Origin of the sequence: Streptomyces sp. NBC_00273, from assembly GCF_036178145.1 — a bacterium.
Lineage (GTDB): Bacteria > Actinomycetota > Actinomycetes > Streptomycetales > Streptomycetaceae > Streptomyces.
This window is the reverse complement of the sequence record NZ_CP108067.1, coordinates 7,811,044-7,822,799: the sequence shown is the minus strand read 5'-3', so window position 1 is coordinate 7,822,799 and position 11,756 is coordinate 7,811,044. Positions and strand designations below refer to the sequence as shown.

The following is an 11,756-nucleotide window of genomic DNA, read 5'->3' as shown; positions in this document are numbered from 1 at the left end:
TGACGTCACGACGCGGCGGCCGGGCCGATGCCGGCGCGGGTCCGCCGGGTAAGGGTGAGGATCCCGTCGAGCAGTTCCGTGCTTCCCCCGCCGCTGCCCAGTTCGTAGAGCCGCACGTCCTCGTGATAGCCGCGCCGTGCCATCACCAGGTGCTTGCCGCGGAACGAGACCAACGCCCTGAGCGCCTCCCCCAGCGCCCGCGTACCGGCCTGCACGTGCAGCGACTCGTCCGGCGTGCGGGGTTCATCGAGGGCGGCGGCGAAGCGAGTGGCCAGGGATGGCTTCGCCCTCCATTCCGCGTACCGTTCCCGCCAGCCGGGAAGCGTGTGCGAGACGAGTTCGTCGCAGAACGACAGGTACTCCTCGCTGCCCCCGTCCGACGCCCACAGCAGCAGGTCGATCAGGAAGAGGGGCACATGGGCTGCGGCCGGGCCCATGTAGGTGCGTCCCCCCAGGCGGACTTCCTCGAAGTACGGTCGGAGCTCGAGGGCGAAGAACTCGTGGGAGACGTTCCCGAGCACCGTCCTCATCGCCGTGTCGATGACGGTGACGCACTCGACGAAGGACGCCCAGTCGCCGGCCCGCCCGGCACTGCGCGGATCCGCCTCGTCCAGTGAACGGCCGATGTCGATCGCCCGCGCCAGCTCCGGCACGCACGTGCGCACCGCGTCGATGAGGCCGCGCTCCATGGGGTGCCCGGTGTAGAGCCGCTCGCGCTCGCCCGTGGGATTCCAGCACGTGTAGTGGTAGACCGTGTCGCGCGGGATCATGTGCGCACGCCGCCCCAACAGTTCGAACGGTCCGGCGGCGTCCGCGACGGCGTCGAAGGCCACCACTCCGTGCCGCGTGAGGCTGCCGAGGTACATGCCCAGATCACGCATCGCGGCGAGGCATTCCGGCAGCGTGAAACCGGCGATGCGCTGCTCCGTCGGGAGGGCCTCGCAGAGGACACGCGCCAAGGCGTCGACGTCCGCCGCTTCGTTGATCTTGGGCAGGCGTCGCAGGTCGACGTCGAGGCTCAACGGATCGAGCAGCGCGACCTGCGCGTTGAATTCCCCGGAAGCGGCGTCTATGTGTGTTCCGGAATGCATACGAACCAACTCCCGGTGGGTGTCCCGTGGTCACGTGACGTCGGAGAGGGGTGTCTCGGGGCCCTGCGGGCGGCTCCCGTCAACCGCACTGCCGCCGACTGCGATCAGTGGGCCCGGCCGCACACCGGGCACGGCCTCCGCCGCCTGCTCGCAGTTCGACCGGCGGGAAGGGGTGGGCGCCCAGAATCAATGGGGTGCGCCACGGTGACCTCACCCCGCCGCGCGGGCAGGCCGCAGAGCGCCGTCACCGAAGGCTCTGCGGCCTGCCCGCCGCGCTGGCCGGCTCGATACGCCCGATGACTTCAGCCTCCGGCCCGCTCAGTGGCCGCTCGCACGGCCTCGATGACGACGTCACAGGCAAGATCGATGTTCTGCGGGCTGTGGGCGGCTGTCGCGTTCAGGCGCAAGCGGGACGTGCCGGGGGCTACCGCCGGAGGCAGCGCCGAGAGCACGAAAACGCCGTCCTCCTGGCAGAGCCTGGCTCCTTCCAGGGCGACGTAGTCATCCCCCACGATGACGGGAGTGATCGGTCCCAGTACGTCCGGAAGGTTGAAACCCGCGGCTTCCAGACGCCTTCTGAGGTGCTTCGTGTTCCGTTCCAGCAAGGAGCGGCGGTCAGCGCCCTCCTGCTGGATGACACGCAGTGCCGCAAGCCCGGCCGCTGCCGCCATCGGTGATGACGCACCGCTGAACAAGTACCCCCGCGCAGCGAGCCGAAGTGCTGCGATGAGTTCCTGCGAACCGGCGATGAAGCCGCCGGAAGCCGGGATGGCCTTGCTGAGCGTGCCCATGACCAGATCGACGGTGTGGGGCAATCCGAAATGGTCCTGCACGCCTCCGCCGTTGGGCCCGATCACGCCCAGGCTGTGGGCCTCGTCGACGAAGAGCAGCGCTCCATGGCGCCGGCACAGTTCGGACAGACCGGGAAGGTCGACGACGTCCCCGTCCATACTGAAGATGCCGTCCGAGATGACGATCTTGGTTGCGTCCTGCGGCACTTGGCGCAGCAACTCTTCCACATGACCCATGTCGTTGTGGCGGTACACGCGTACGGTCGCTCCGGCGCTCTTGGCCGCCATACATCCGTCGACGATGCTCGCGTGGTTGAGTTCGTCGGAGAGCACCCAGGTGCCGGGCTTGGCCAGGGCGGCGAGCACCGTGTAGTTCGTCATGAAACCCGAGCTGAGCACCATGGCGTCCTCCCTGCCCACCCAAGCAGCGAGTTCCTGCTCCAGCTGGCGGTGGAGGTCGAGGCTTCCCCCCAGAACCCGTGAGCCGAAGCACCCCGTCCCGAAGAAGTCCACTGCCTCTTTCGCTGCCGCATTGATCCGCTCGTCGCCGAGCAGGCCCAGATAGTCGTAGGTGGTCAGCACCATCTTCGAATAGCCGTCGTCGAAGGTGGCGTGCACACCGTCGTACTTGGCGATGGTCCCCTCGTACAGATGACGGATGTGGCCCAGCTTGGGCGCCCTTTCCTGCAGGTGACTGACTATTCGCGTCAAGCTGGACACGCTGCTCCGCCTGTTCTCGGTCGCCATGGATTCCTCCGGTTCGGTGACTTTCTCCATCAGTGCGTCTTCCTCCGCATGGACGTGGGGGGACGGGTTGTGCAGTTCATCGCCGTATCGCCACGGCGCACGACGGATCTGCCTCGGAGCCCGATCCGCCAGAACGTGAAATCACCGAGCCGGCGGATCCCCTGGGAATCGCGGCCTCCCGTCAGCTTCGCCGGGAACGGTCTGGATTTCAGTCTTCGGCCCGTTCCGTGGCCGCTCGCACGGCCTCGATGATGACGTCGCAGGCGAAATCGATGTTCTGCGGGCTGTGGGCGGCTGTCGGGTTCAGACGCAAGCCGGATGTGCCGGGAGCCACCGCCGGAGGCACCATGGAGAGCACGAAGACTCCTCGCTCATGACAGAGCCTCGCCGCTTCCAGGGCGGTGTGGTCCTCTCCGAGGACCAGGGGGGTGATCGGTCCCGGTACGTCCTCGGGGTGGAGACCCGCGGCTTCCAGACGCCTTCTGAGGTGCTTCGTGTTGCGCTGCAGCAAGGAGCGGCGGTCAGCGCCCTCCTGTTGGATGACGCGCAGTGCCGCAAGGCTGGCCGCTGCGGCCATCGGTGATGACGCGCCGCTGAACAGGTACCCCCGCGCAGCGAGCCGAAGTGCTGCGATGAGTTCCTGCGAACCGGCGATGAAGCCGCCGGAAGCCGGGATGGCCTTGCTGAGCGTGCCCATGACCAGATCGACGGTGTGGGGCAATCCGTAGTAGTCCTGGACGCCTCCGCCGTTGGGCCCGATCACGCCCAGGCTGTGGGCCTCGTCGACGAAGAGCAGCGCTCCATGGCGCCGGCACAGTTCGGACAGACCAGGAAGGTCGAGGAGGTCCCCCTCCATGCCGAAGATGCCGTCCGACACGACGATCTTGGGTGCGTCCCGCGGTGCTTGGCGCAGCAGCTCTTCCACGTGACCCATGTCGTTGTGGCGGTAGACGTGTACGGTCGCTCCGGCGTTCTTGGCCGCCTGACACCCGTCGTCGATGCTTATGTGGTTGAGTTCGTCGGCGAGCACCCAGGTGCCGGAACCGGCCATGGCGGCCAGCACCGTGTAGTTCGTCATGAAACCCGAGCTGAGCACCATGGCGTCCTCCCTGCCCACCCAGGCAGCGAGTTCCTGCTCCAGCTGGCGGTGGAGGTCGAGGCTTCCCCCCAGGACCCGTGAGCCGAAGCACCCCGTCCCGAAGAAGTCCACTGCCTCCTTCGCTGCGTCGTTGAGCCTTTCGTCGCCGAGCAGGCCCAGATAGTCGTAGGTGGTCAGCACCAGGCTCGACCGACCGTCTTCGAAGGTGGCGTGCACACCGTCGTACTTGGCGACGACCGCCTCGTACAGGTGGCGGACGTTCCCCAAGTCGGGGCAATGTTCCTGTAGGTGGCTGATGATTCGATCCATGCTGGGCACGCTGTTCTGCCTGTTCTCGGTCGTCATGGATTCCTCCGGTTCGGTGACTTTCTCCATCAGTGCGTCCTCCTGCGCATGGACGTGGGGGGACGTGTTGCGCGGTTCATCGCCGTATCGCCACGGCGAACGACAGATCTGCCTCGGAGCGGACCCACACCGGTACCGGCTCGCCGCGGTACGAGGCGAGCAGCCCGTCGCCGAACCGGCGGAGCCCGATCCGCCAGAACGTGAAATCTCCGAGTCTTCCCATGCTGCTCAGGGCCTTGAAGGCCGCTTCCTTCGCGGCGAACAGATCGCGCGCGGTGTACCCCCCGGGTGGCCCGAGCAGCGTGTGCCGCTCCCGCTCCGCCAGGACGAACCCGGCCGCGCGGGGCGTGATGACCCCGTTCTCGATGTCGACGCCGACCGCCTCGGCCCCGGGGACCACCACCGCGACCGCCCAGCACTCTGTGTGAGAGATCGATCCGGCGAATCCCTTGGGAAAGCACGGCCGCCCGTCAGCTTCGCGGGGAACGGTCCGGTCTGCCGACCCGGCGGACGTGAGGGCCGCAGCGGACGCGCGACGGCCCGCCGCGGACTGCTGAGCCGGTCCGTAGGGGGGTGCCACCGGGCGGAACACCGCCGTCACCTCCGGGCCGACCCCGTCGGGAAGTCCCGTCCCGGGACCCCCGGGGAGCCCTACGGCCGTCAGTTCCGCAGGGCCAGGACGTGACGCGCCAGTGAGTCGATCGAGCGCATCACCTCCGGCTCGACGTCGTCGTCCCACTCGAACCCGAACGCGTCCTCCATCGCCACCAGCAGGCTCACCAGCCCGGTGGACGGCAGTCCGGCCTCGCGCAGCGACACGGAGTCCGGGAGGCCGGCGAAGCGCTCGCTGCCGAAGAGGTCGACCAGCAGTCCGCGAACCCGCTGCCGGAGCTCGGACTCCGCATCAGACACGCGATTCCACTTCCTCTACGAACTCGGCGACGAGCGTCTCGAAGTGCTCGGGGGCGTCGAGGAACGGCATGTGCCCGGCGTTCGGAATGATCTCGCAGCGCCCGTCGGGGAACAGCGCAGCGACCTCGTGACCGCGCTGCGGGCTCAGCAGGATGTCGTCGTCCCCGAGGACGAGCATGGTGGGCGCGGTCACGCGGGACAGCAGCGTGGAACTGGGGTCGCCGGTCTGGACGAGGGCTACCCCGTTGGTGACCACCTCGGGGGTGCACATCGCCAGGAAGCTCTCCCGGAGCCCGAGGAATCCCGGTGTGCCGCCTTCCTCGTTCATCTGCCCGCTGACCACCTCGGGGTAGATCTGGTTGTACAGGCCGGCCATGCCGTGGCTCTGCAGCGTCTGGAGCCACGAGCGGTTCAACTGCCGGTGGCGCCGCATGTTCTTGACCCCGAAGACCGGACCCGCCAGCACCATGCCCTTGACCCGGTCCGGGTGTGCGAGCGCCAAGTCCCTGGCCAGCTGCGAGGAGGAGGACGTGCCGACCAGGTAGGTCGCGTCGATCTCCAGCGCGTCGAGCAGCCCGATCACGTCCGCCGCGTGCTCTTCCCAGGTCGGCTCCCGATCGAGCCGTGTGGACGCGCCGTGGTTGGCCTGGTCGAAGCTCACGACGCGGTGGTCCTTGACGAGCGTCTGGGTGTGTGGCCGCCAGAACGGGGCCGTGAAGAAGTAGTTGTTGAGCAGCGTCAGGGCCGGTCCCTCACCGCTGGACTCGTAGTAGAGCTCGACGCCCTCCCTGGTGCGTATGCGGGGGGTGTCCTCGCGGTACGACAGATCGTACGGATTCTCGAATTCACTCGGCTGCTGGGCTTCACTGTCCGACACGGATTTCCGTCCTTCTCTGGGTCTGTGTGGTCTGCGGACTCCGCAGCACGCTTGCGTACGCGGCGACGACGTCGGCCGCCGAGGCTTCGGCGGAGACCGCGGTGCAGGACTGCCCGCAGTACAACGCCATCTCGTCGATGCGCCCGCTGGTCGCTTCGGTCGGTACGGCCGCGCTGAAGCGCGGTACCAGGTACGGCTTCCCCTCGACCACCGTGCGCCCGATGAACTTCCTGGGTTGCGCGGGGTCGGCGGTCACGGCCGTCGCCAGCACCCGGTGCCGGCGGCCGGGCCATCCGATCTCGTAGACGTCGGTGATCACGGTGTCGCCGGCTTCGGCCGCGGTCACCGCCGACTTGAAGCGGCCGTGGGCGCGCGACTCGTGTGCGACGACGAAGGCCGTGCCGAGCAGGATGCCGTCGGCTCCTGCGGCAACGGCACGCTCGGCCTCGACCGGCCCGCCGATGCCGCCCGCGGCTACCAGGCAGGCGTCGGGCAGCCGGTCCCGCAGGGCGCAGACCAGGTCGTCCCGCCGCGACGTGCCCAGCAGGTGGCCACCGGCCTCGATGCCCTGGACCACCACCACGGCGCCGCGTTCGGCCGCGTGCACACCGTCCTCGACGGTCCCCACCTGCACCACCGTTTGCCGCCCCGCCGCGGCGACCCGTTCGAACACCGCGTCCTCGGGCATGCCGAACAGCGAGACGTACACGTGCCGCGGCGTCTCGGCGAGCACCTGCGCCACCTGGCGGTCGAGCTCCTCGGGCCCGACCACCTCCGGGATCAGGTTCACTCCGACGGGCCGATCGGTGCCGGCGACCAGCCGTTCCAGTACGGCCGACAGCGCGTCGCCGACCAGCTTGTACCCGCCCACGCAACCCGCCGCGCCGGCCCGGGACACCGCGCAGGCGAGTTCCGTTCCCGCGACACCGCCCATGCCCGATTGGAGCAGGCTCACCTGCGTACCGAGTACCGCCGCCACGGTGGAACGCATCAACGGACGCTTTCGAGCGCGGACACCGCCGCGGCGGTGGTGCCGAACCGGTCGGTCAGGGTGTGTACCCAACGTTCCATGCCGAAGGCGAGGCAGCTGGTGTGCGCCGTCTCGTCGCCGGCCCGGATCTCGCACCGCTCGCCGAAGAAGTTCCGGTGGTAGTTGACGGAGCCGATCGCCACGCCGTTGACGACGAACTCCTCCTTCACCGGGAACAGCCGCTGCATCTTCGCCTTGCCGCCGTTCTTGTCGAAGAACGGATCGGTGGCGACCTCCACCTCCACGTCCAGACCGAGTTCGGCGCACAGGGCCGTCACGGCGTCCTTGGCGCGGATCAGATGTCCCTTCGCCGCCTCCTCCGGCCCCACGCAGACGATCTCCCGCATGGTGAATCCGAGCAGGCGCTGGAGGCCCTGGTAGTGGTCCTCGTTGCGGAAACACGTACCGACCGTGGTCCGCAACGTGCCCTCGGCGGCCAGCGTGGAGCCGGCCAGGTCCAGGTAGATCGAGTAGCACGCCGCCGAGGGCAGCGCGAACGCCGTCGGCTCCATGACCTCGGTGGGCATCCGGTCGACCGGCCGGGAGCTCTGCGCCAGGTGGGTGCCGAGGCGCTGGGGATCGAGTCGAGTCGCGGTGAGGCCCAGATGCGGGAAGTTGTCGTAGTAGTCGAAGGTGTCCAGGTCCTGACAACGCATCAAGAACGGGAACCGGAACTCCGGCGCGCCCCAGGCATCGGCCCAGCGCAGGACCAGCGCGTCGAACGCCCGCAGCAGCCGCAACTGGCTCCCGTCGAGAACGCCCAGACCGTTGTCGATCGCTGCTGTGGTCATCGTGCCGCTTCCTTCATGAAGAATGTCGCCTCGATCGCGACGAGCGTGCGGAAATCGTCCAGGTCCACGTCTTCCGGATCGATCGGCTCGCCGGTCAGCTCCTCGAGCAGGAAGATGAACTCGACGAACGCCAGCGAGTTGATGGCCCGGCTGTCGATCAGGTCCAGATCGTCGGGCAGGTCCTCCAGCTTGGGGTTGCGGTTCAAGATGAACTCCCGGAGCGCCTGCATCGGTTCGGCCCTCACTTGATCAACTCCATGCCTACGCCCGCCTTCGACAGGAACTTCCTCGTCCGCTTCAGTACCTGGTCGTGCGCTTCCGCCCGGGCCGGGTGCTCCAGTGCACGGCGCCGCAGCGCGAGCGCGTCGGGAATGCCCGCGTCGCGGTAGGCGGCCGGGTTGTAGAGGGTCGCGATGCTGTACTGGAGGTAGTTCTCCAGGTACTCGGCGACCACCGGCACCTCGTCCGGGTCGCGCTTGACCACCTGGCCGAGCAGGTTGGTGAAGATCATCCGCCCGAACGCGACGTGCCGGCTCTCGTCCTGGTGGTGCACCCGGTTGATCTCACGGGCGATGTGCGGCAACGACTCGTCGGTCGCCATGTACGCGTTGTAGTAGTCGACGATCTCCTCGAAGATCAGGATGCGCGCGAACACGATGAGCTCGCGGGCCACCGGCGACAGGTGCTCCACGGAGTCGGCCTTCAGCGTCGGCTGCGCCGGATACAGCTTGCCGCCGTAGCGCAGGCAGAACTGCGCGAAGAACCACATGTGCTCGTTTTCCTCACCGATGAAGTGGTGCAGGAACTCCGAGGCGTCCGCGTAGGTTCGGTCGTGAATGCGCATCACCACCTCGCTGAGCAGCTCGCGGATTCCGTGGATGTTGAGGCTGAAGAAATTGATCGCCTCGTACCGGGTCAGCGCGATCTGCTGTTCACGCGTGAGCTCGTCCCACATGGGGGTGCCCGCCAGCGTGGTGAGGTTCTCGCTCATCCAGGGCATGTCCGGCTCGATCGCGTCAGGCCAGTCGAACATCGTGTACGGGTTGTAGTAACCAGCTTCGGCCATGTTCTCCAGCCGGTCCAGCTCAAGCACGATCGGTTCGATCTCAGGCACTGCCATTTACTCGCCCTCCCACACAGTGATGCAAATAGTTCAGCTTCAACGAGCCGATCGGATGTCCGCGCGCACGTGGGCCGGCACCGGAGAACCGCATGCGTGGTAGCCGAAGGAGGCGTTACCCGAAGCGGTGGACTGGATCACCTTGTTGTACGTCGACCCCAGGCACAGTTCCTGAAAGTCCTCGGTGTCCGAAGAAAGCCGCGCGGCCAACTGCGCCTTGGCGATGTCGACGCTCTTGAGGACTCCGTCCTCGTCCTCCACCTCCACGCACGCGTGCGGCAGGTCGAGGGCGCCGCCGAGCACGCCGCAGAACCAGCCCCGCTTCGCCTCGGCCCGGTATCCGGCCGCGCGGAACCGCTCGGCCAGCAGCAGGCTCGCGGCGATGCAACTGGTCGCGCCCAGTGAGTGCACGAGCTGGTGGTCCGCCTGCATGGCGACCGGAACCATCTGCCAGCGGTAGCCGGAATCGAGGTAGTCACGGGTCAGGGTGCGCAGCTCGGGGGAGACCAGCGGCGTGCGTGCGCCCGTCGTGGTGACGGTCGCCTCGTACGTGGCCGTCCCGGAGCCCGGCTCGGGGGCCGACCCGCCGACGATGCTTCCGCCGAAGCGGGCGACGTCGGGCGCCTCGAAGCGCCAGGGCGCCGGCCCCTCGCAGGCGGTGCACTCCAGGTGGACGCGGAACCCCCAGGACTTCGGACGCAGCAGACTTTCGACCGAACGGCCGGCGAATCGGAACAGCATTCGGAACGTCAATTCCGGCTGCGTGTCGGACCTCTGTGAGTACATCCCGAGGTTATACAGGTCGTTCATGTCGAAATAGCGCACTCCCGCACGCTCTTCGAACGGCAAGGACGCATCGACGAGCCTGTCGATGTCCGCCGAGTCGCAGCGCAGCAATTCGCGCGCCACGGACTCCGACTGGGTCTTGTTGGAGTACTCGGCGGGAACGAATTCTATGAGGTCCGCCACCTTTTCCCAAGGGAGGCCCAGGCTTTCGGTTCGGTCTGACACGGGCTACCCCTCCAGAAAGAAGAACACGCCGACGATTCGGGGCCCGCCGTGCGCGGTCGAAACCCCCGGCTCCTGCGTGAATCCCCGGAACGGGCACGACGCTACCATTCTGCAATTGCGCCGCAACAGGCCGATTTCACACGCTCCCCCATGCGTTTTGCACGTCTATTCCTCACGCGTCACGGCGACGACGCCCGAGGCCACGATCCGCAGCTCGCCGTTCTCGTAGCACCGCTTGCACTCCCTGCGCTGCACCTTTCCGCTGGAGGTCTTCGGCAGCCCCCCGCGCCGTACGACCACGATGTCGTCCGGTGTGATCCGGTGCCCGCTCCGTATTGCCTCGAACACCTGCGCGCGCACGGCCCCGGCGCCCGGGGAGTTGAGGAGCCTGCCGTCCACCTCCACCACCAGCACGAGCCGCTCGGCCCGTCCGTCGTCGCAGGAGAACGCGCTCACGCTGTTCGGGTGCAGGCCCGGCACGGCGCGCTCGGCGGTGAGCTCGAAGTCTTGCGGGTAGTGGTTGCGGCCCTTGCGGACGATGACGTCCTTCAGGCGTCCGGCGACGTACAGCTCGTCGTCGTACAGGAAGCCGAGATCGCCCGTGCGCAGGTGGGGCCGGCCGAGGGCGCCCGCACTCGCGAGACGTGCTCGGAACGTCTCCTCCGTCTCCTCGTCCCGCCCGAGGTAACCGGCGGCCGTGCAGGGGCCGTCGATCCAGATCTCCCCGACCAGGCCCTCGGGCAACGCGTGCCGCGTGACGGGATCCACGATCCGCACCCGGGTGCGGCCCGCCGTACTCCCGTTGCTGACCAGGGGAACGGAGCCGTCGGTACCTTCGCCGACGGGTCGCACGACGCCTTCGCCGAGGGCCTGACCGCAGACCCAGAGCGCGGTGGGTTCCTGGTCCGCGCGTGAGGCGGTGGTCTTGAGGGTGTTCTCCGCCAGACCGTAACCGGGACTCATGGCACGAGGGTTGAAGCCGTACGGCGCGAACGCGTCGATGAAGGACCGGATGGCGGCCCAGCGCACCGGCTCGGCTCCGTTGGCGGCCGTCCGCCAGCGCGACAGGTCGCCCACGGCGCCGGTCTTGCCGTCCGCGGCGGCGCGCACGCACAGTTCGTAGGCGAAACTGGGCGCCGCCGCGTGCGTTCCGCCGAACCGGGCGAGGGCTTCGAGCCAGCGCGCCGGGCGGCGGATGAACGCCTCGGGGGCCATCAGATAGGCGGGGATGCCCGCCCACAGGGGCATGACGACGCCGAAGAGCATGCCCATGTCGTGGAAGAGGGGCAGCCAGCTCACCACGGTGCCGTCGGGCTCGCACGGGAACGCCTCGTCGGTCTCGGCCGCGTTGGCGAGGAAGTTCGCGTGGGTGACGACGACTCCCTTGGGGCGCCCCGTGGAACCGGACGTGTACTGCAGCAGCGCGATGTCCTCGGGGCTCGGCCGCGGCGGCTCGGGTAGGTCCGCGCCGTACGCGAGGGTGTCGGTGGCCAGCAGGGTGAGCCCGGCCAGGGCCGGCTCGTCGCCGTAGCTCTCCTGGAGGTCGCGGGCCACCTCCGCGGTGGTCAGGACGATCGAGGTACCGGCGTCGTCGGCGATCCGGCGCATCCGCTCCACCTCGTCGAGGCGCCGGGGCACCTGGACGGGCGCACCGGCCACCCGCCCGTACATGCACCCCACGACGGACCGAACGAACTCCAGGCCCGTGGGGTACATGAGGACGGCGCTGCGGCCGGCGAGGCCGACGGCGGCGAAGGCGGCGGCCCGGAGAGCGGCGATCTCGTCGAGCTCGCGATAGGTGAGGGTCTCGTGGGGAACCTCACCGTCGAGCAGGTAGACGAAGGCGGTCTCGTCGGGCTGTTTCTCACTGCGCAACCGCAGCGCGTCGGGAACGGTACGCACGTCTGCATTCGCATGCGGTCCGATGCTGTTCACAGGCAGG

The 11,756-nt window shown here is 68.3% G+C and carries 12 protein-coding genes and 1 pseudogene; all 13 read right to left on the bottom strand.

All coding sequences use genetic code 11. The features are described 5' to 3' along the window. Positions 1-5 precede the first annotated feature (5 nt). Positions 6-1,091: a monodechloroaminopyrrolnitrin synthase PrnB family protein gene (locus OG386_RS35045; protein ID WP_328791379.1), complete on the bottom strand. Its 1,086-nt coding sequence runs from the start codon at positions 1,089-1,091 to the stop codon at positions 6-8. Positions 1,092-1,393: 302 nt separating this feature from the next. Beyond that, positions 1,394-2,659, bottom strand: coding sequence for an aminotransferase class I/II-fold pyridoxal phosphate-dependent enzyme (locus tag OG386_RS35040; protein ID WP_328791378.1), 1,266 nt, complete (start codon positions 2,657-2,659; stop codon positions 1,394-1,396). Between the two features lie 178 nt (positions 2,660-2,837). Next, entirely contained in the window at positions 2,838-4,103 is a 1,266-nt protein-coding gene (locus OG386_RS35035; protein ID WP_328791377.1) for an aminotransferase class I/II-fold pyridoxal phosphate-dependent enzyme, read from the bottom strand. A gap of 46 nt (positions 4,104-4,149) precedes the next feature. Then, positions 4,150-4,476 (bottom strand): 4'-phosphopantetheinyl transferase superfamily protein, encoded by a 327-nt coding sequence (locus OG386_RS35030; RefSeq protein ID WP_328791376.1) that lies wholly within the window; start codon positions 4,474-4,476, stop codon positions 4,150-4,152. A 6-nt stretch (positions 4,477-4,482) separates the two neighbouring features. After that, a pseudogene (locus tag OG386_RS47030) lies at positions 4,483-4,653 on the bottom strand (hypothetical protein); the annotation flags it as partial. Positions 4,654-4,733: 80 nt separating this feature from the next. Then, positions 4,734-4,985 carry a hypothetical protein gene (locus OG386_RS35025; protein WP_328791375.1) on the bottom strand — a complete coding sequence of 84 codons (252 nt, stop codon included), beginning with the start codon at positions 4,983-4,985 and terminating at the stop codon, positions 4,734-4,736. Next, positions 4,978-5,862 (bottom strand): alpha/beta fold hydrolase, encoded by an 885-nt coding sequence (locus OG386_RS35020; RefSeq protein WP_328791374.1) that lies wholly within the window; start codon positions 5,860-5,862, stop codon positions 4,978-4,980. The genes OG386_RS35025 and OG386_RS35020 overlap by 8 nt, the downstream gene beginning before the upstream one ends. Next, entirely contained in the window at positions 5,849-6,853 is a 1,005-nt protein-coding gene (locus OG386_RS35015) for an NAD(P)H-dependent flavin oxidoreductase (RefSeq protein WP_328791373.1), read from the bottom strand. The genes OG386_RS35020 and OG386_RS35015 overlap by 14 nt, the downstream gene beginning before the upstream one ends. Beyond that, positions 6,853-7,683 carry a hypothetical protein gene (locus tag OG386_RS35010; RefSeq protein ID WP_328791372.1) on the bottom strand — a complete coding sequence of 277 codons (831 nt, stop codon included), beginning with the start codon at positions 7,681-7,683 and terminating at the stop codon, positions 6,853-6,855. Before OG386_RS35010 ends, OG386_RS35015 begins: the two co-directional genes overlap by 1 nt. Further along, positions 7,680-7,928 carry an acyl carrier protein gene (locus tag OG386_RS35005; RefSeq protein ID WP_328791371.1) on the bottom strand — a complete coding sequence of 83 codons (249 nt, stop codon included), beginning with the start codon at positions 7,926-7,928 and terminating at the stop codon, positions 7,680-7,682. The genes OG386_RS35010 and OG386_RS35005 overlap by 4 nt, the downstream gene beginning before the upstream one ends. Beyond that, the gene (locus OG386_RS35000) at positions 7,925-8,803 is read right to left on the bottom strand and encodes a diiron oxygenase (protein WP_328791370.1); all 879 of its coding nucleotides are present in this window, start codon (positions 8,801-8,803) and stop codon (positions 7,925-7,927) included. Before OG386_RS35000 ends, OG386_RS35005 begins: the two co-directional genes overlap by 4 nt. 39 nt (positions 8,804-8,842) lie before the next feature. Beyond that, positions 8,843-9,814, bottom strand: coding sequence for a hypothetical protein (locus OG386_RS34995; protein WP_328791369.1), 972 nt, complete (start codon positions 9,812-9,814; stop codon positions 8,843-8,845). A 165-nt stretch (positions 9,815-9,979) separates the two neighbouring features. Further along, entirely contained in the window at positions 9,980-11,716 is a 1,737-nt protein-coding gene (locus OG386_RS34990; RefSeq protein ID WP_328791368.1) for a fatty acyl-AMP ligase, read from the bottom strand. Positions 11,717-11,756 lie beyond the last annotated feature (40 nt).